Below are 18,957 nucleotides of genomic sequence, written 5' to 3' on the forward strand. Positions count from 1 at the left end.
TAAGCTTTGCCAACAAACACAAAAACTATGAACCTGCAGCAGCTTTGCAACAACGTAACTATAATTGCCCGTAGCGCCGGCGCCTTTATCAAACAGGAAGTTTCAGATTTCGACCGCTCCAAAGTTGAGATGAAGGGCTTTAACAACCTAGTATCCTATGTAGATAAACAGGCTGAAGAGAAACTGGTAAACGACCTGCGTAAACTATTGCCTGAAGCGGGCTTTATAACCGAAGAAGAAACAGCAACCGAACGCGGCGACAGGTATAACTGGATCATAGACCCACTGGACGGCACCACCAACTTTACACACGGCCTGCACCACTTTGCAGTAAGTATAGGCCTGATGGAAAACGATGAAATGGTGCTGGGTGTGATTTATGCCCCGATGATGGATGAATGCTTTTATGCTACCAAAGGCAATGGTGCTTACCTGAACGACAAACAAATTAAGGTGTCTGATGCAGAAGGTCTGAAAGATTCGCTGATTGCAACCGGATTTCCTTACTATGACTTTGGGCTTACGCAGCAATACCTGCAGGTTTTAGGGGGCTTTATGGCTGTATCGCATGGCGTGCGTAGGATAGGGTCTGCTGCTCTGGATCTTGCGTATGTAGCTGCCGGTAGGTTTGAAGGCTTTTTTGAGTACAACCTGAATGCCTGGGATGTAGCCGCCGGTGTAGTTATAGTGCAGGAAGCAGGCGGTAAATTATCTAAATTTACGGCTGGTGGCGATTATGTTTTCGGAAGAGAAATAGTAGCCAGCAACGGGAACATACACAACGAAATGCTACAGACCATTGCCCAGCACTGGAAACAACCAGTTTCGTAAACTTTTTATACTTGCTTATAGTTGTAACAGCACATGATACAGCAAATCATCATCCTCATTCTGTTTATAATTGCCGCAGCGTACCTTGTGCGTTTGTTGTACCGCACATTCAGTAGCAAAGCCGATGGCTGCGCAAAGGGCTGCGGCGCCTGCGGTGGCATCGATTTCAAGAAAATAGAGCAGGAGATGGAAAAGCGAAAGCAGGCTACATTACCCAACATATAAATACCTAACGCAACTATAAAATTACAAAAGGCGCTACCCGACAGGTGGCGCCTTTCTTTTTTTACAATTCATCTGTCTTTATACCTGGCTCCGGCATCTTCAGCAAGCAAAAATTCCCTCCCCTCACAAAACATAAGCTACTTTTTGCGTATAGTTCTATAACCAATCAGCAATACATAGAAAGGATCAGATCATTTAAACTAAAGATATCATGCAAGATAAAGTAGAAGAAAGATCTCTGGTAAATGTACTTAACCGCCTGCGCAGGGATGGGTATAAGTATGATTTTAAAGTATCCGGAGAAGGAAGACTATGCACCATGGAAAACAAGGATGAGTTTACTCCAGATCAGGTGCGCATTGTAGACTTTTATCGTTTTGAAGGGGAAAGCGACCCTGATGATATGTCGATACTTTATGCAATAGAAACCAACAGCGGGCTGAAAGGCACCATCTCTAACTCGTATGGTCCTTATGCCGATACGGGTGTAGACAGCTTCCTGAAGCAGGTAGAAGACTTAGGAAAGAACCTTGATAAAAGAGACAAATAACAAAGAAAGCCGGTTACTACTAACCGGCTTTTTATATTCACTCATTTTCGGCAACTCCATTTCCGGAATCTCTAGTTTGGTTATCTTTTCTGATTGCAACTTTAATAGCCCCTAAATGATCCGATAATCTTTCGCCACGCTTAATGTTGAAATCAAGTGTGCGAACCGGGAACGGAATGATAACTCCTTGTGCATCAAATGCCTTTTTAATTCGAATTATGGCATCGCTTTTGGCACTCACGTAATCAAACTGCCGGGAATAAGTTACCCAGAAACGAGCTTTAAAGTTAATTGAGCTTTCATCAAACTCATCATACACCACTTCTATGTCACGGGTTTTTACCCGGTTCTTTACATCCTGAAGGGCTTCGATAACAATTTGCTGTACCTGCTCCAAGTCTTCGCCATACGATATGCCCACATCCAGATCAACGCGTCGGATGCCGTGATAAGAATAATTGGTAACCGGGTTCTCGAACACCATTTTGTTTGGCAACATTACCAACTCTCCGGTCACTTTGCGGATATTTATAGTTCTGAGCGAGATGCGTTCAATTACGCCGAAGTAATCATTTGTTTCGATCATATCGCCTACTCCAAAAGGCTTTTGTACCGCTATAATAGTACCTGATATAAAGTTCGCAGCGATATCCTGAAAGGCAAAACCAAGTGCCAGACCTACTATACCCACACCGGCAAGCAACGACACTACCACATTATCCAGCTTAAGCACACTAAGCACCAGCAGGAAACCCACCATCAGGATGGCCAGGTACAGCAAAGTAGAGATTAAGTTATTAAGCGCTGGACTATGCGAGAAGCGAGCAATTACTCTATCTAACCCATTGCGGATTAAACGGGCTACAAAAAAGGTGATGATCAGGATTATAAGGGCGAGGAACAGGTTAGGCAACATCAGCACCAGGTGCCTTCCCCATTGTTCCAGCTTATTGAGCAGTAGCTCTAAAGCTTTATCAATGTCGTTCATAAAGTAGAGGTATTTGACCAGAAAACTAACCTGGTATTTAAGCCCATACTCTAGTTCCTTCAGTACAGTTGCGGCACATGTCAACTTCTGCCCTGGAGCGCAACACAGCCTGCCTGAACCTGCTATACTTTTCGCTGCGCCAAACCTGTGTAAATTGTCCTTCTTTCAGGTCTCCTAATTGGTATTCGGCATCTTTATCGAAGCAGCAGGGCACTACCAGTCCATCCCAGGTAATTACACAGGAGTGCCACATTTTCCAGCAGTGATTAAGCAGTTTGTTTTTGATGCTGTAGCTGCCGTTGCCGTTGTTTTTATACCTCGAGTAATAGTCTATAGTTGGTATAAGAGGAGAGCCTTGTTGGTAATCGTAAATTTGCGCGGTTTTGAACACTACTTCATCTACACCCAGATCTTTCGCAAGGACTTTTACATCTTCCAGCTGATGTTCGTTTGGACGCACCACCAGGTACTGGAACATAATATGCGGCGTTTTAGACTTCAGTTCCTTTTTCCATTTCACCACATTACGCGTGCCCTCCAGCACTTTATCCAGTTTACCACCTACGCGGTAAGCGGCGTAGGTTTCCTGGGTAGTGCCGTCAATCGAAACTATAAGCCTGTCCAGCCCCGATTCTACCGTCTTACGGGCGGTATCGTCGTCTAAATAATGTGCATTGGTAGAGGTGGCAGTATAAATCCCTTTTTTGCTGGCATAGCTCACCATCTCCAGAAACTGTTTGTGCAAGTATGGCTCCCCTTGAAAGTAAAAGATCAGGTATAAAAGTTTGCTGTGCAGTTGATCTATAATGTGGCGGTAAAGCGTTTCGTTAAGCATACCGGTGGGGCGTGTAAAGGACCGCAGGCCGCTGGGGCACTCAGGGCATCGCAGATTACAGGAGGTAGTTGGCTCAAGAGATATACTTACCGGCATACCCCAATGCACCGCTTTACCTGTAATTTTCGAATATAAATAGCTGCTTACCACCTGCACCGCATTAAACGTACGCTTCCATGTCATCTTCGACAAAAAGTTAAAACCGTCTGTGAGATGTACTTTCATATAGCGTAGTAGTGCGTAAGGTATAACGGCTGCAATTACCGGAAAAAGTTAAGGGGCAACCATGTTGGCTGCCCCTAAGTTATAGTTTAAGACTTTAAAAGTCTAATTTATACTTGTTAGTACCTGAACAAGGCCTTCACATTGGCACTGCCTTCTGTTCCTTCGCTTAAGCCATTGTAGCTGCTTACAAACACTCTACCACCCTGAGCCAGGGTTTTAGTTGCTGCCAGGTTAATCAGGTCATCATCCCCGCGATGGTATTCATCGTGTATTACAGCCACTGCATTTTTAGAATCATACTTACCCCACACAGGTTGACCCGGCGCAATAAATAAGGTTTCTACACGGCCATGTACTGCCTCTGCGGCAACGGTAGCAATGTCTTCAGAAGTAACCCCTGTTCCTGCTACGTTCTCATAGCGGGTAAGTGAATCGGTATGGCTTTGCTGCATCAGTGGTTTTACAACTGCCAGAGCTTTCTCGAGTAGGCCATTGCCATTTGTAGCATCAGCATTCTCATTGATATGCACATTCTCCGGTACTATATTTTTATACTTGCTGTGTGCTTTATAGATGCTGCAATAGTGATCTACACCTGCCAATACCAGCGGAACATGCTCATCGTGCAGTATTTGCTGCAGGCCATTATCTACTTCAATCATAAATTCGCGCACGCGCTCATGTTCTTCATCGCCTTTGCTGGACCCCGGCCCGTGTACAATGTTAGAGCCATTAACTGTAGTTGTTGCGTGTCTGAAATCCTGGTCGTGGCCTTTTACATCAAATTTAAGGGCTTTGGTCATAGTTTCCGGCACAAAAGAAGTGATATCAACTGGTCTCATCTTCTCCATAGTTGCTTCATAAAAACCGATCTTCTCACGGTTCAGGCAAAGTATAAAGAAGCGTCCATTCTGGCTAAGCAATGGAATAATTGGTGTAAAGTAGAATTGATCCAGTACATATACTACATCCGGCATGGTAACCGGTAATACATAATGCGCAGAGAAACCTTTGGTAATGAATACAGCTAAACCTTCGGCTTGGTGGCGCCAGAAGTTACCATCTGCCAACAGGTCCTCTGCAGGTTTCAGGTAGCTTTCAATTTCTGCTTCAGGCACATCATGTCGGGCTAATAAAGCTTTGGCTTCTCTTATTTTGTTTTTAAAAAGTATCTGGTCGTTTCCGTTCAGGGTTTCGTGACCGGAGCGATGTGTAGGTATAAAAATAGAGATGCACAGCGCATTCTTTGTGTTATTCTGCACATTAAGTAATTTCTCAATGTCTTTTTTGTGGATTAATGCCATATGCTTTGCCTTTTAAGTATTGTTTTCTGTAATAATTCGATTCAATAAAAACACCTCTAACTCTATTGAGGTGTGGAATTTAATTACGCAGTAGCAACGGCAACGGTTATTTTGAACAATAATATTGGTTTTTGAATAGTGCAAAAACAAAACCGCCCGGCACCAAAAGTACCGGGCGGTAAATTATCATAAAAGGTTAGAGATCGGATTACTTAGTACTGGCCTGCCCCTGGTTCAGGTGGCGCAGTATATCATTGGCTGCTTCACGGTCGTTTGGACGACGGGCTTTTACAGTTAAAAAACGGCCTTCTTCATCAATAAGAAAATAAGCAGGCACTTCTTTCAGATCATATCTCTTTACCAGTTCGGCATCCATACCTTTCAGGTATAGGTGAGTACCCAGCAATTGCTTTGTAGTTACTGTTTTACGCCATTTTTCTTCATCGTCATCCAGCCCCACATTTAAGAACACTATATTTTCGTTCTGTAGCTGTTTGGTAAGTGCCTGCAAATGCGGCAGCTCGATCATACATAAGCCACAGCCTGCCTGCCAGAAGTTAAGGTATACCAATTTGCCTTTAAAATCGCTTAGAGCAACTTCAGAGCCATCTATACTTTTCAGCTTAAAGTCAGGGGCAAGGCTGCCAAGTGCATTTTTGCTATTTTCTTTCAGGTATTTCTCCAGGTAAGCTACAACTTCAGGCTGCTTGCTGCTTACCTTATAGTCTTTCAGCATCTCTTCGCTATACCCAATATGGCCTTTCTGAATAGATTGTTTCAGGATATTTGCCTGGGCCAGCAGACGAGCATTGCCTTGCAGTTTTTCGGCAGCTATAGTATAGTTCTTTTTATAGTATAGCTTATCCGTTTCGGCTAGTCCGGCAGCTTTGGTATAGTGTGCAGTATAGTTTTGCAGGAATGAAATATAAGCCGGACTAATAGCTAACCCTTTTTGCACATCCAGCTGGTCCAGGAAAGTATAAAATGCGGCAGAAGGTGCTACATAGTTTCTGGTTTCTCCTACACGCTGGCGCAGCGCCGGGTAAGTTACTTTATCATTGGCATAGCCATACTCTATTTCTGACAGGGCAAATACTTTGAATTTTTCTGATACGGGACTCTTACTACTATACTTCTCCAGGTTCTTGAGCTGGTCTTTTTTGCGGTAATCCAGAAACTCGGTAAACCCCTTTTCATTCAACTTAATGTTGTCAGGCAACACCTGGTAATCTTCCACCTCATCAAATCGGCGGGTATACTGCGCCAGGTAGTTGTTCTCATTAGCGCCCTTGCCTTCAAACTTTATTGTCTTCAGGAATTTATCTCCGTTAAAGCTCAGGTTTAAAGTATAGCCAGGCTCCAAGTACACCGGCACCACTTCGTTGTCATGCACCAGCTCAGCAAGCGTAGTTTCCGTAACCGGTATTTCCAATTTAAATGTGTTGCCGGTTAGTTCTACTGTTATTTCTTTCTCTTCAGGGATGAGCGGGTTAGGGTAGGTGATAACGGTGATTTCGTCAGAGAGTGGATTTGTGATTTTACCTGTAATAATGGCTTTGCCTTGCCCAAACGTATAGTTTACCAGCAGCATAGCAGCAAGCAACAGCAGTAATTGGATTCGCTTCATTTTAAAGTTGTAAAAGTAAATGTTCAGCTACTTAAGCCCGTTTTATGGATTTATGTAGCTGAACACCAATTTACTAGCTATAAATTCCGAAGCAAATAAAATTATTACGGATGAACCTGTAAGCTATACTTGCTCCTTTACTTTTACCATTAGTTTATCCAAATAACTCCCCAAAAACATCTTCCAGCTTACTGAACGCATGTACCCTGATGTTAAACTTGCTGAAGTCGAGACCTTTCTTGTTATACTTGGAGATGAAGATATCAGTAAAGCCCAGCTTTTCGGCTTCACTTATACGGTTCTCTACGCGGTTTACGGCACGAATCTCACCCCCTAAGCCAACTTCTGCAGCAAAACAGGTAGTGCTGGGTATAGGCATATCCTCAAAAGACGAAAGTATAGAAGCACAAACCGCTAAGTCCAGGGCAGGGTCTTCTACTTTAAGGCCGCCGGCAATGTTCAGGAACACGTCCTGTGCACCTAGCCGGTAACCACCTCGTTTCTCGAGCACGGCCAGCAGCATGTTCAGGCGCTTAGCATCAAAACCGGTGCTGGTGCGTTGCGGCGTGCCATAGGTAGCCGGGCTTACCAGACTCTGCACCTCAATTAAAAGAGGTCGGTTACCTTCCAGTGTAGCGCCAATGCCAATGCCACTAAAAGCATCCTCGCGCTGCGATATCAGGATCTCCGAAGGGTTGCTTACTTCGCGCAGGCCGGCGCCCATCATCTCGTAAATACCTAGTTCGGAAGTTGACCCAAAGCGGTTTTTAGTAGTGCGAAGTATACGGTAGGTCATGTGGCGGTCGCCTTCAAACTGCAGTACGGTATCTACCATGTGCTCCAGAATTTTCGGACCTGCCAGGCTACCTTCTTTGGTTATATGCCCGATCAGGAACACCGGTGTCCCACTCTCTTTGGCAAACTTTAAGAGCTCTGCGGTACACTCGCGTACCTGGCTTACACTGCCCGCACCAGCTTCAATAAACGACGAATGTAAGGTCTGAATCGAATCGACGATAAGTACCTGTGGCTGCAGCTGTTCTATTTGCTTAAAGATATTCTGGGTACCTGTTTCGGTAAGTATAAAGCAGTCGGAAGTTGGTGCGCCAATACGCTCTGCACGCATTTTTATCTGCTGCTCGCTTTCTTCGCCGCTCACATACAACACCCGCAGGTTACGCAAGCTCAATGCTATCTGCAGCATCAAAGTTGATTTGCCTATACCTGGTTCGCCACCGATCAATACCATAGAGCCCGGTACAATACCGCCGCCCAGCACCCGGTTCAGTTCCTGGTCGGTGGTGTTAATGCGTTGCTGCTCCTGGAAGGTAATATCGGCAATAGGCTTGGGTTTGCTGGCCACCTGGCCTGAGCTGCTACCCACTTTCCAGATGCTGGTAGGAGTAAGCTCTTCGCGCTGTACTACTTCTTCCACATAGGTGTTCCACTCGCCGCAGGCCGGGCATTTACCAATCCATTTTGCTGATTGGGCGCCACAGTTCTGGCAGAAGTAAGATGTTTTTATTTTAGCCATGTAAGGGTGATTCTCGTTGTTTTTATAGTTGACAGATGAGACAAATTTCCCATCAGATCATAACAACTTCCAGGTATAAAACGGTCAATAAAACAAGCTTAAAAATAAGGTTTTTCAGGTGAGGAAACTATACTTCGGCCTCTACGGGAACCTCTTTAAAGTATACCCGGAAGGTAGTTCCTTTGCCTTGTTCGCTTTCCACGTTTATTCTGCCGCCGTTGTTCTCTATAATGCGCTTTACAATGTATAAACCTATACCGGTACCCTCCACGTGCGTGTGCAGGCGCTTAAACATGTTAAACAATTTATGCTGCTGCTCCTTCTTTATACCTAGCCCGTTATCAGCAACTTCCAGCACTATATACTTGTCTTCATGATAGGTCTGCACTTTTATTTTCGGGCTGCGGTCCGGTGACCTATACTTTACTGCATTGGATACCAGGTTATACATAATGCTGCGCAAATTCTTACGGGCATAAAGTATGGCGTCAACCTCAAAGTTGGTTTCTATACTTGTTCCTGTTTCAGCTACCAGTCCGTTAATATCAGTAAGCACGTCGGTAAGTATCTGTTCAAACCTGAGAGGCTCTACCTTTGACTGCAGTTCTTTCTGTACTTTGGTTATCTCTGCCAGATCGGCTATGGTTTCCTTCAGTTTGTTGATGGAGTTACCCACCATATCCAGCACCTTTTCATCCTCAGCATCCAGTTTACCCTGTAATATATCACGCAGCAACGTTACCAGCCCTTCTATGTTCGCTATCGGCGATTTAAGGTCGTGGGAAGCAGTATATACAAAATTATCCAGGTCGTTATTAATGCGGAGCAGTTCTATATTTTTCTCGCTCAGCTCATCGTTTGCCGATAAAAGTTTGGTTCGTGCAGTTACCAGTTCTGTTACTTCTATAGCAAATAGCAGCACCGCTTCAATACCGCCGTTTATATCTTTCAGAGGCTGATATACCAGGTTAAAATATGCTTGTATAGGTCCGCCATTGGTAGTTGGCGTTATGGTTACTGCTACCTCATTGCCTACATAGGTTTTGCCGGTAGCAAATACCTCTGCAATTTTTTCAAAGAATCCGTCGCCTTCTCTGTCGGAGTGTGCTTCGTAAATAGTTTTGCCAACTAATGGCCGGTTACCATACAGGCTGCGGTAAAGTGGGTTTGCCAGCACATACTGCATATCTGGTGCACGTACCAACCCTACAAGCGCCGGCACTTCCAGAAACAGTTTCTGAAGCAGTTCTGCATTCTGCTTTACCCTGCGCTCGGCTTCTTTTATTTCTGTTATATCCAGTATGGAGCTGATGTGGCCCATAAACTCGCCGTTTCCACCAAAGCGAGGCGTGCTGGTTGTTATTACCCAGCGATAATTGCCGTCATGGCGCAGCATCCGCAGCTCCATCCTGAAGCTTCGTTTTTCTTCAAGGGCTTCGTTATACTTCTGGTATGCATATTCTTTATCATCAGGGTGCAGGTAGTTTATCCATTGCTGGCTCAGCGTATCTTTAAAAGATCTGCCTGTAAATTCAAGCCACTGCCTGTTCACATACATAAACTGCCCTGTTTCGTCGGTAATAGCGATAATTACAGGGGCATTGTCTGCCATAGCCCGGAAGCGTGCTTCACTTTCGATAATTGCTTGCTGGGTCCGCTTTTCATCGGTTATATCGCGTACCTCGATAATAGTATAGCTAACTACATTATCGTCCAGAATAGGCTGCACCGCGCACGACACATTAAAGAAGGTACCGTCTTTCCGCACAAATACCTCTTCCAGGGCGCGTATAGACTGTTTCTGCTTCAGGGCAACACCTATCGGACAATCCTGCATCAGGAAGGGTGTTCCGTCCGGATGCTTGTGGTGGATCATGTAGTGCAGGGGTTTCTGCTGCATCTCCTCAAAAGTATATCCGGTCATCTCTTCGGCTGCCGGGTTCATAAAAGTACAGTAGCCCTGCGGGTCAAGTATAAACAGGGCAGCGGTAGCGTTATCTGTTATGGTTTGCTTCAATCGGTTTGAGCGCCGCGTACTGGACAGCGACCAGATAATGAAGAACATCAGGAAACTGATAATGCTGCCGCCCAGAAGTATAAAATAGGGAAGGCCGGCATCTGAGGTTTGCAGAAAGGCAGGCTTAGCCGTGCTGTGCACGCGCCAGGTATGGTTGGCTACGGTTATTGTATTAGTTTTGCTTAGCCTTCTGCCATTATCATTATAATGTAATACAGAATCGGTGCTGTATAACAACGACTCCTTATCCATGGTAGTGCCATCGTATACTTCTATATCAATATCGTTGTAGTTATCGCCCAGCGCAAACGACATAAAATCTTTGGCACGGAAAGGACTATAAATGAATCCTTTTATCAGATACTGCCGGTCCTGGATAGATTCCGGGTCTAGATTATTTCGGTAAATGGGGAGGTAGATCAGGAAACCAGCCTGTTCATCTTTACCTGTTTCCTGCACAAGCCGCACTTTACCAGACATGGCAGGCTGCTTGGTATCGCGGGCAATACGCATTGCCGACTGGCGGACAGGTTCGCTGAACATGTCAAACCCAAAGGCACGCAAATTACGCCCTGTAAATGGCTCCAGGTAAATAATCGAACTATAAATCGGGCGCTCGCCTTCGGGCTTGATCTTATAGTCTTTAAACCCTTCTTTTCTGATCTGCCTTATGTGGTTCTCTACCTCGTCTGGCCTTAGAAAGTGCGTATAGCCAAGTCCCTGTATACCCGGGTAATTCTCTGATAGGTTCAGGCTCTCGTAATACGTGCGCCACGCTTTGCGCTCTACTGTATCGGAGGCAATGAAAAGAGCTTTCCCGCCTATTAGTATCTGGATATAATCGTTAAGTCGCCGGTTTAAATCCTGAGTAGCAAAATTTGCGCGCAGTTCAAATAACTTTTCACTTCGCTCTGTGGCTTTCTTCTTTGTTTCGGAGTACAAAAACAAGGTTACCAGAAAAATAAGCAGAAAGGAGGAGACTGCTATAATGTGATCCTGAATAAAAGAAGCAACCTTAGCTAGCCTCATAAGCTGGGGATTTATCCTATAATCGGTGCAATAGTACTATAAATATACTTTTACCTAATGTCTAACTTAATATCGAAGGTGCACTTTAGTCAAATATACAAAAAAACGCTTATTCCCCAAGTTAACCCTTCCTTACCTGTTTATGACTTTTTTGAGTATTACGTTTTATTTCAATAGCTTGTGATTTAGGTGCAAAAACTTTAATTTAATTATCAGTTGTAACCTATAAGCTACCTCTATGAAACCTATTCAGCATTGGTTTGACGAATACGGCCAGAGCCATCAGAACCATACAAACAAGCTTATCCACTGGGTGTGTGTGCCGCTTATCTTCTTCAGCATCATCGGCTTGTTTGCAAGCATACCCAGTGAGCCACTTAAAGTACTTTTTCCGGAGGCATTGCGTCCGTTTATCCATTTCGGAACAGTAGTTATACTTCTGGGGTTGCTCTTTTACCTGCGCTTGTCTGCTACTATGTTTTTGGGCATGGCTATAGTTTGCGCTATTGTGCTTTGGCTGGTATACTTGGTAGACACCCGTTTAGAGACTCCGTTATGGCTGGTGTGCCTGGTTATTTTTGTATTAGCCTGGATCGGGCAATTCTATGGGCACAAAGTAGAAGGCAAGAAACCATCTTTTCTGAAAGACCTGCAATTTTTATTGATTGGCCCTGCCTGGTTACTTGGTTTTATTTACCGGAAATTAGGCATACCCTATTAACTTTGCAGAAAATACCCAATTATGCTTGAGATAGTACGAAGCCTGTTGATCAGCTTCTTTGCGGTAGCCATACTACTACCAATAATACGTTTTGCCATGCGTCGGATGCTGGCCGCCTCAAAAGAGAATGCCCTTACTCCAGACGAAGTAAAGTTTATGCAAAAGCAGGAATGGAAACTAACCTGGGCTTACTTTTTCTTTGCCTGTGTGCTGGCTGTATTCAGTGCCGGTGTGTTAGCCATGGTTTCAAGTATAATTCACGCTTCCTCTAATGGCTGGTTGCACCTGCTTACCCCCAATTTTCGTGCGCTGTTTGCTCCCGGTTTATTACTTGGCTTAACCCTGGCTGTGCTGCCACTAAAACTGGCGCAGCCAACACTTATCAGCCACGATTATGCTTTATATAAAAGTTACCTGAGGCAAACAGAAGGCTTACACTCTATTAAAATTTATCGTATTCTGTTTCTAGTAATGCTGCTCCTATCAGGTATACTTGTCTGGTTTGCCTTGCAATGGCATGTTACCATCAGCGCCGAACAGGTGAAGGTAACCAACTTGCTGTCAGAAGAGCGAACCTATGCCATGTCTGAGATAGATAAGATTGAGTATCTGGGCAGTGAAGGAGAGTACCTGATCACGTTCAACGATAACACGAACATCAATACCACTTATCTGAAGCCAGTGCAACTGGAGATGATCGCTTTGCTTGCCGAGAAGTCCGGGAAAAGGGTGATAAGATAGGACTGTTTTTTTCATATAGTTATCCCAAGCGCAGCCGAGAGATCTTAACTGGTCCTATAGTTGAAGCCTTACCTGACCTGAACCAAGTTTTACTTTTATAGCTACCTCCAATCCTGGGAGCTCTATTTATCTATCGTTTCATCTCAAGCTTTGGTGCCCTCAAGGCCGGGAGGCCTTGAGGGCATCGCGCTGCTGATTTGAAGCTGCTCTCGTACCTCGAGCTGCCTGACGGCACCGCAACAAATCAAAGGCGCTCAACCCAAAGACTGAAATCTTTCGATAGTATCTGCCTCAGTAAATTGAGAAGTATAGTTTCTTAGCTTTTCTCGTGGTTATAGTTACGTAGGAACAGGTCGAGACCTGTCCACTCGACAGGCTGTACCTATAAAAATATAGCTTCTACTAAAACAGTAAAGGTATTGTCCCCTTGAGGGGACTACAGGGGTGTAAAAGCAGCAACTATAGAACTATAACTTTAAAAGAAGTAGCAGAAAAACTCCCCGCCTTAGACAAGGAGGGGCTGGGGCTGGTTGGATCAACGGCAACTATAAAATCTATAAACCAACCCAACTACTAACCTACCTCAAAATCTTTCCTTCTTAAAAATCTTAGTCCTTATCTTTGCACCCGGATTTCAGGAAGTATAAAATGAAGTATAATTTACTGATAGTGATGCTGCTATGGAGTATGGTAACCATAGCACAGAAGAAAGCGATAACCGTAACTGAGCAAAGTATAAGCATACCTGCGACAGGGCAGCAGCATGTGCTGTATTATGGTTTCCAGAAAGGCGATGTAGCCGTTATTGCTATTGACCCCGAGAAAGCCGGCGAAACTATAAAGCTTGAAGTGCAGGAGTTTACTTCGGGAGCCACTGTTTACAATGCACAAAGTATAAAAATGGTTAAAGACCTGAAACTGACCGTGCCTCAAAAACTGGTATACAAATTTATACTTACATCCGCATCCGATAAAGCTATACCTGCCCGGTTAAGTATAAAACGCCTGCCCGAGAAAGAAGAAACCCGCCATTTTAACTCCAACATTACCTGGCAAACTATCGCTGATACTACTTGGGCTATTACCAATGAGAAGGTGTTGGTAAAAGGCGAACTAACCCCTGTTACTCTGGTTGATAAAACTTTTAGAGTGGCATCTATGGCTAACCTGAACCCAAGCCGCGTGTCGGTGCCGTTTAAATTGCCTGCAAACACGGTGCATTGGGTTTACTGGGTAGGCGTGGGGCAGCAGTCGGTGGAGGAACTGAAGAATATGACCAAGCTTGTTACCAAAGGTGCTTCTGTAATTGCCTCCTCAACTGTAAGTCCGGTGGTTGGTTTTGGATTAGGTTTATTACCGAGTTTGCCACAGGTAAACGCCAGCGGCAACATCGACTATTACTTTATGAACAAGGCGTCTGCAGATAAGTTTGTGGCTGATGAAGATGGCTGGAAACCTTATTCTTTTGCACAGGGCACCGGCATTATTTCCGACTACAAAAAAGTATCACTCTCCGAAACACCAAAAACCCCAGATGGCACACTTTACGCCACTTTCCGGAACAGCAACACCGTTACCGGCCTGGATATTACACTAAAGATTGTAGCCTTTGAGCAGGAAAAGAAGTATGTAACCAGGCAGGTGCGCAAGCCCTTAAAAGTAGAGCAGAAACAAGTACCGGTCTTTGGGGAGCAATAATTATAGTTCTGAGTCCCGAGTTAAGAACCTTTATACCTGCCGCAAGTTTAGCTTTAGCGTAACTTGTGGTTGTACATAGTGAGAAGTTTAAAACTTCTCTGCTTTGCAAAAGCAAGTATAGCTATGGCCGTAACTATGGAATTGTAGTGTATATTTTGATTCAGGCTCTTAACCAAGTATGGGTTCGGGTAAAGTATATTCTTCTGCTCACGCAGAAAGCAAGTTGCAAACTTGCAGCATACGCAGCCACAAGTTACGCTAAAGCTAAACTTGCGGTAGGAGCTGACATCAAACCCAATAAAGTATAACTCGGGACTTAGAACTCCTGAAATAACTCGTAACTCAGCACTCGAGACTCTGAACTCTTTTTATTAGTTTTGCCGCCGACAATTTTGATCCTTTAAACCTAAGTATAAACGATATGCAAATTCGCGTAGAGAAAGACACGATGGGCCCTGTAGAGGTGCCTGCAGACAAATACTGGGGCGCCCAGACACAGCGCTCAAAAGAGAACTTCACCATCGGTGGTCAGCTGATGCCGAAGGAAGTGATCGAGGCTTTTGCTATACTTAAAAAATCGGCTGCATTTGCTAACGCTGAGCTGGGTGTATTAGCGCAGGACAAAGCCGAAATAATTGGTAAAGTATGCGACGAAATTCTGGAAGGCAAGTTGGCTGACGAGTTTCCGCTGGTAGTATGGCAGACAGGTTCGGGCACGCAGTCTAACATGAACGTGAACGAGGTGGTTGCTAACCGTGCACACGTACTATTGGGCGGCAACCTGATGGATGAGAAAAAGAAGATCCACCCGAACGACGACGTAAACAAGTCGCAGTCTTCGAACGATACGTTCCCGACAGCGATGCACATTGCCGCTTACAAAAAAGTGGTGGAGCATACCTTGCCATTGGTTAAAAAACTTCGCGATACGCTTAACAGCAAAGCAGAAGCTTACATGGATGTAGTGAAGATCGGACGTACGCACCTGATGGACGCTACGCCGCTTACACTTGGTCAGGAGCTTTCTGGTTATGTAGCTCAGCTGGACTATGGCATGAAGGCGCTTCGCAACACACTAGAGCACCTGAGTACGCTTGCTCTTGGCGGTTCTGCAGTAGGTACAGGCCTTAACACACCGGCTGGTTACGATGTATTGGTTGCCGAGAAGATCTCTCAGTTTGCGGGTCATCAATTCATCACGGCTCCAAACAAATTCGAGGCACTTGCTGCACACGATGCTATCGTAGAAACTTCCGGTGCGCTTAAGCAACTGGCTGTATCGCTGATGAAGATCGCCAACGACATCCGTTTACTGGCTTCTGGTCCGCGTTCTGGTATCGCTGAGATCCTGATCCCGGAGAACGAGCCAGGTTCATCTATCATGCCAGGTAAAGTAAACCCTACACAGGCTGAAGCCATGACAATGGTTTGCGCGCAGGTAATTGGTAACGACGTGGCTATTTCGGTGGGTGGCATGAGCGGCCATTTCGAGCTGAACGTGTTTAAGCCGGTGATGATCTACAACCTGCTGATGAGCGCCCAGCTGATCGGCGACGCCTGCGACTCTTTCGATAAGCATTGCGCGGTAGGTATCGAGCCAAACACAGCCCGCATTAAAGAGAACCTAGAGAACTCGCTGATGCTGGTAACTGCTCTTAACCCGCACATCGGTTACGACAACGCAGCTAAGATTGCCAAAAAAGCGCACAAAGAAGGCACCACCCTTCGCCAGGCAGCTATTGCCCTTGAACTGCTAACCAACGAACAGTACGACGAGTGGGTACGCCCAGAAGATATGATCGGCAGCTTGAAGAAGTAAGATTATACTTTAACAGATAAAGGAAAAGCAGCTCCGGAAGGGGCTGCTTTTTTGTTTTATTCTACTTTGTGTAGCTTTTACTATATTTAGACTTCTATTCAATTAGAAAATAAACTGATGGAAAGAAAGCCAAGGATATTTATTGGATGTTCAACAGAGAGCTTAAATATAGCTGATGCTATCAATGAAAATCTCGATCATTCATGCGAAGTTACTATATGGAGAAACGGAACATTTAGGGTATCAAATAATGCAATAGACTCTTTAATTGAAAAGGCTTCTTCTGTTGACTTTGCAGTCTTTATTTTCTCTCCTGACGATATAGCCACTATTAGAAATACTGAAGAGAAAGTCGTTAGAGATAACGTGATTTTTGAACTTGGCTTATTTATTGGTACCATAAGCAAACAAAGGTGCTTTATAGTTAAACCAAGAGGTGTTGATCTGCACTTCCCAACAGATTTGCTTGGAGTAACAACCGCGGATTATGAACCAAACCGATCAGATGGGGACATTACTTCTGCATTAAATTACGCCTGTACTTTAATCAAAAAAGAGATAGACAGATTAGGTCTATTTAGAGGTGTCGGAACTTATACTTCTAATGTTTCAAGCTTACAGGTACAAAATGAAGAGTTAACAGATATTGATTTTCGTGTTTTAGCTGCATTGATGTCCACTGCTACTAACTCACCAAATGGCTTGGCTTTATGGGAAATAAAGAATGTCCTAAAAAACCAAACACCAAAGGTTGATACTTCATCTATAAAACTTGAGAGGCTAGGTTATCTAGAAAAAGAGAATGATGTAGATCATAATGGATGGGATTACTATGCCTACAAAATCTCTCAAGATGGTTTGGAGATAATTCTTGGTAATGAGCAAAAGCTATATAGCCTATATGAGCCAACAACAGAAGATAACGACCTTCCATTTTGACTCCCCCGCTAATGAGAGCTTGTAGCTCGTACTCTACTATACTCAAAAGATTAGTACGATTTGCAAGATCGCGCCAGCAAAAGGGGACTAAAAGGAGTCGTGTTACGTTTATATAATCACTAGCTGTAATTTAAGCTACCTCCAAACAGCACATGAAAGAAGTGTTTAAATTCAGTAAGTATGATTGATTCAACCAATATTTGTTTGGCTTGTGGGTTGTGTTGCGATGGCACCCTGATTGGCTTTGTACAGCTTAGCCACGAAGAGTTGCCTGCAATAAGGGAATTAATGGAAATTGAGGAAGCAAGTAGTGATGGGGTTTTTATTCAGCCCTGCAAAAAATATTGTGATGGCTGCACTATCTATTCCGACAGACCGAAACAATGCGCCAGCTACAATTGCGAACTTCTGGAATCTGTACTACGAAAGGAACTGGATTATACTTCGGCTATCGAAATAGTCGATGTGGCTAAACAGAGAAAGAGCGCTATTGAAGAAAAGTTAGCGCTACTACCAATCAAGCTACAATCCCAATCATTCTACTTTAAAATGGCTGAGCTGAAAAAGCTGTATCAGAATAACCAGCATGAGTTAGCATCAACACAGGACTTCAAAGATCTTATAGCGGACATTAAACAACTTGATGATCTGCTGTCAAAGGAATTTGGTGTCACAGTATTTTAAAACAAAGATTATTGTCTGATTAACAAAATCTTATACAATCACTTGTGTCCCACATCCCGAAAGTTTAACAACAGTCCAGCTTGTGGTTATACTTCTCAGCCAGTTTGTAACTGGCGTTTGTCGCAACCATACTTCCACAACCTAAAACCAGCTGCTATACATTAGCCCAACTATAAACAACAAAAGCTACCGAAGTAGCTTTTGTAATCCTTTAGTAACTATAGCAAAAGTATAAACCTATCCCGCGTTCGCAGTTCCTTTCAGCGCCTCTGCCACCGTCTCTTTCATGGGTGTAGTGGGATGCCCGATAAGTGCGGAAAGTTGGCGGCTATCGTCGGACAAAACACCATTTGATGCGGCCACATCCCAGCCGGCAATCGCCTGTGCTAAGAATTCGGGCAAACCAAAACTGGTAAGGGCAGCAGCATAATCGGCTTCTGGCAGGTTTCTATAGGGAATGTTTTTCCCTGTTTGCCTGGAGATTTCTGCAGCCAGGTCATTGAGCGTAAAAGCTTCGTCTCCGGCCAGTTCATACACTTTACCCTCATGGCCTTCTCCGGTTAAAACAGCAACTGCCGCATCAGCATAGTCAGCACGCGCTGCTCCAGATATTTTGCCTTCGCCTGCACTACCTATAAAAGCACCACCAGCCACCGCACCCGGAATAGAGCCGGTATAGTTTTCGGTGTACCAGCCGTTTCGCAGGAACGTGTAAGGAATACCTGAATTCTTGATCTCTGTTTCCGTGGCACGGTGTTCTTCTGCCAAACTGATCGATGACGTATCTGCCCGAAGTATACTGGTGTACACAATCCGTTTTACGCCGGCTTTTTTAGCAGCTTCTATTACGTTATGGTGCTGGGCAGCACGCCTTCCTACTTCACTTCCCGAGATCAGCAGTAAGGTATCTATTCCTTCTATGGCACGGTTTAGTGTTTCCGGCTTTTCGTAATCAGCTTCACGGGCTTCTATACCAAGGTCAGCTGCCTTCTCCGGCGATCGCACAAGTGCCACCAGGTTGTCAGTGGGTACTTTGTCTTTCAGTTTGCTTACTACCAGGCGGCCTAATTGCCCTGTGGCTCCGGTAATTCCTATTTTCATAATTTTACTGCGTTTAGTTTCCCGATCTATTCACTACGAAAGTTCTCACAACTGGTAGAGCTAAAGGAATGATTATAAGCAAAGTATGG

General features: G+C 44.5%; 16 protein-coding genes. 9 read left to right on the forward strand and 7 right to left on the reverse strand.

All coding sequences use genetic code 11. The annotated features are described in order from the left end of the window. Positions 1–27: 27 nt before the first annotated feature. The 3 genes from MJ612_RS15500 (at position 28) to MJ612_RS15510 (ending at position 1,606) form a co-directional block, all read left to right on the forward strand. Positions 28–831, forward strand: coding sequence for an inositol monophosphatase family protein (locus MJ612_RS15500; protein WP_187032465.1), 804 nt, complete (start codon positions 28–30; stop codon positions 829–831). A gap of 33 nt (positions 832–864) precedes the next feature. Continuing rightward, complete coding sequence (locus MJ612_RS15505; RefSeq protein ID WP_187032463.1) at positions 865–1,056, forward strand: FeoB-associated Cys-rich membrane protein; 192 nt, start codon at positions 865–867, stop codon at positions 1,054–1,056. A gap of 211 nt (positions 1,057–1,267) precedes the next feature. Continuing rightward, on the forward strand, positions 1,268–1,606 hold the full coding sequence (locus tag MJ612_RS15510; protein ID WP_187032461.1) for a hypothetical protein: 339 nt from the start codon (positions 1,268–1,270) through the stop codon (positions 1,604–1,606). A gap of 37 nt (positions 1,607–1,643) precedes the next feature. On the opposite strand, the gene MJ612_RS15515 is transcribed toward MJ612_RS15510, so the two are convergent. The 6 genes from MJ612_RS15515 to MJ612_RS15540 form a co-directional block, all read right to left on the reverse strand. Further along, positions 1,644–2,594, reverse strand: a complete 951-nt coding sequence (locus tag MJ612_RS15515) for a mechanosensitive ion channel family protein (RefSeq protein ID WP_187032459.1) — start codon at positions 2,592–2,594, stop codon at positions 1,644–1,646. A 37-nt stretch (positions 2,595–2,631) separates the two neighbouring features. Beyond that, the gene (locus tag MJ612_RS15520) at positions 2,632–3,654 is read right to left on the reverse strand and encodes an SPASM domain-containing protein (protein ID WP_187032457.1); all 1,023 of its coding nucleotides are present in this window, start codon (positions 3,652–3,654) and stop codon (positions 2,632–2,634) included. A 116-nt stretch (positions 3,655–3,770) separates the two neighbouring features. Continuing rightward, positions 3,771–4,958: a baeRF7 domain-containing protein gene (locus MJ612_RS15525; RefSeq protein WP_187032455.1), complete on the reverse strand. Its 1,188-nt coding sequence runs from the start codon at positions 4,956–4,958 to the stop codon at positions 3,771–3,773. Between the two features lie 208 nt (positions 4,959–5,166). Next, positions 5,167–6,585 (reverse strand): TlpA disulfide reductase family protein, encoded by a 1,419-nt coding sequence (locus tag MJ612_RS15530; RefSeq protein ID WP_187032453.1) that lies wholly within the window; start codon positions 6,583–6,585, stop codon positions 5,167–5,169. Between the two features lie 154 nt (positions 6,586–6,739). After that, positions 6,740–8,119, reverse strand: coding sequence for a DNA repair protein RadA (gene radA, locus MJ612_RS15535; RefSeq protein WP_187032451.1), 1,380 nt, complete (start codon positions 8,117–8,119; stop codon positions 6,740–6,742). 127 nt (positions 8,120–8,246) lie between these two features. After that, positions 8,247–11,165 carry a CHASE domain-containing protein gene (locus MJ612_RS15540; RefSeq protein ID WP_187032448.1) on the reverse strand — a complete coding sequence of 973 codons (2,919 nt, stop codon included), beginning with the start codon at positions 11,163–11,165 and terminating at the stop codon, positions 8,247–8,249. A gap of 238 nt (positions 11,166–11,403) precedes the next feature. On the opposite strand from MJ612_RS15540, the gene MJ612_RS15545 reads away from it, so the two are divergent. The 6 genes from MJ612_RS15545 (at position 11,404) to MJ612_RS15570 (ending at position 17,767) form a co-directional block, all read left to right on the forward strand. Next, a complete protein-coding gene (locus tag MJ612_RS15545; RefSeq protein WP_187032446.1) occupies positions 11,404–11,886 on the forward strand; it encodes an Mpo1 family 2-hydroxy fatty acid dioxygenase in 483 nt (160 codons plus the stop codon). A gap of 21 nt (positions 11,887–11,907) precedes the next feature. Then, positions 11,908–12,627: a hypothetical protein gene (locus MJ612_RS15550; RefSeq protein ID WP_187032444.1), complete on the forward strand. Its 720-nt coding sequence runs from the start codon at positions 11,908–11,910 to the stop codon at positions 12,625–12,627. Between the two features lie 648 nt (positions 12,628–13,275). Next, positions 13,276–14,325 carry a hypothetical protein gene (locus MJ612_RS15555; RefSeq protein WP_187032442.1) on the forward strand — a complete coding sequence of 350 codons (1,050 nt, stop codon included), beginning with the start codon at positions 13,276–13,278 and terminating at the stop codon, positions 14,323–14,325. Positions 14,326–14,746: 421 nt separating this feature from the next. Continuing rightward, positions 14,747–16,144, forward strand: coding sequence for a class II fumarate hydratase (fumC, locus tag MJ612_RS15560; protein WP_187032440.1), 1,398 nt, complete (start codon positions 14,747–14,749; stop codon positions 16,142–16,144). Positions 16,145–16,261: 117 nt separating this feature from the next. Next, positions 16,262–17,083: a TIR domain-containing protein gene (locus tag MJ612_RS15565; protein ID WP_187032438.1), complete on the forward strand. Its 822-nt coding sequence runs from the start codon at positions 16,262–16,264 to the stop codon at positions 17,081–17,083. A 180-nt stretch (positions 17,084–17,263) separates the two neighbouring features. After that, complete coding sequence (locus MJ612_RS15570) at positions 17,264–17,767, forward strand: YkgJ family cysteine cluster protein (RefSeq protein WP_187032436.1); 504 nt, start codon at positions 17,264–17,266, stop codon at positions 17,765–17,767. A gap of 237 nt (positions 17,768–18,004) precedes the next feature. On the opposite strand, the gene MJ612_RS15575 is transcribed toward MJ612_RS15570, so the two are convergent. After that, positions 18,005–18,868, reverse strand: a complete 864-nt coding sequence (locus MJ612_RS15575; RefSeq protein ID WP_187032433.1) for an SDR family oxidoreductase — start codon at positions 18,866–18,868, stop codon at positions 18,005–18,007. Positions 18,869–18,957 lie beyond the last annotated feature (89 nt).

This window comes from Pontibacter deserti, assembly GCF_023630255.1.
In the GTDB taxonomy this organism is placed as follows: Bacteria; Bacteroidota; Bacteroidia; order Cytophagales; family Hymenobacteraceae; genus Pontibacter; species Pontibacter deserti.

What these genes read in the sequence shown, in the direction of transcription:
- MJ612_RS15500 (WP_187032465.1), top strand. Translation starts at nt 28, where the DNA reads ATGAACCTGCAGCAGCTTTGCAACAACGTAACTATAATTGCCCGTAGC.
- MJ612_RS15505 (WP_187032463.1), top strand. Translation starts at nt 865, where the DNA reads ATGATACAGCAAATCATCATCCTCATTCTGTTTATAATTGCCGCAGCG.
- MJ612_RS15510 (WP_187032461.1), top strand. Translation starts at nt 1,268, where the DNA reads ATGCAAGATAAAGTAGAAGAAAGATCTCTGGTAAATGTACTTAACCGC.
- MJ612_RS15515 (WP_187032459.1), bottom strand. Translation starts at nt 2,594, where the DNA reads ATGAACGACATTGATAAAGCTTTAGAGCTACTGCTCAATAAGCTGGAA.
- MJ612_RS15520 (WP_187032457.1), bottom strand. Translation starts at nt 3,654, where the DNA reads ATGAAAGTACATCTCACAGACGGTTTTAACTTTTTGTCGAAGATGACA.
- MJ612_RS15525 (WP_187032455.1), bottom strand. Translation starts at nt 4,958, where the DNA reads ATGGCATTAATCCACAAAAAAGACATTGAGAAATTACTTAATGTGCAG.
- MJ612_RS15530 (WP_187032453.1), bottom strand. Translation starts at nt 6,585, where the DNA reads ATGAAGCGAATCCAATTACTGCTGTTGCTTGCTGCTATGCTGCTGGTA.
- radA (WP_187032451.1), bottom strand. Translation starts at nt 8,119, where the DNA reads ATGGCTAAAATAAAAACATCTTACTTCTGCCAGAACTGTGGCGCCCAA.
- MJ612_RS15540 (WP_187032448.1), bottom strand. Translation starts at nt 11,165, where the DNA reads ATGAGGCTAGCTAAGGTTGCTTCTTTTATTCAGGATCACATTATAGCA.
- MJ612_RS15545 (WP_187032446.1), top strand. Translation starts at nt 11,404, where the DNA reads ATGAAACCTATTCAGCATTGGTTTGACGAATACGGCCAGAGCCATCAG.
- MJ612_RS15550 (WP_187032444.1), top strand. Translation starts at nt 11,908, where the DNA reads ATGCTTGAGATAGTACGAAGCCTGTTGATCAGCTTCTTTGCGGTAGCC.
- MJ612_RS15555 (WP_187032442.1), top strand. Translation starts at nt 13,276, where the DNA reads ATGAAGTATAATTTACTGATAGTGATGCTGCTATGGAGTATGGTAACC.
- fumC (WP_187032440.1), top strand. Translation starts at nt 14,747, where the DNA reads ATGCAAATTCGCGTAGAGAAAGACACGATGGGCCCTGTAGAGGTGCCT.
- MJ612_RS15565 (WP_187032438.1), top strand. Translation starts at nt 16,262, where the DNA reads ATGGAAAGAAAGCCAAGGATATTTATTGGATGTTCAACAGAGAGCTTA.
- MJ612_RS15570 (WP_187032436.1), top strand. Translation starts at nt 17,264, where the DNA reads ATGATTGATTCAACCAATATTTGTTTGGCTTGTGGGTTGTGTTGCGAT.
- MJ612_RS15575 (WP_187032433.1), bottom strand. Translation starts at nt 18,868, where the DNA reads ATGAAAATAGGAATTACCGGAGCCACAGGGCAATTAGGCCGCCTGGTA.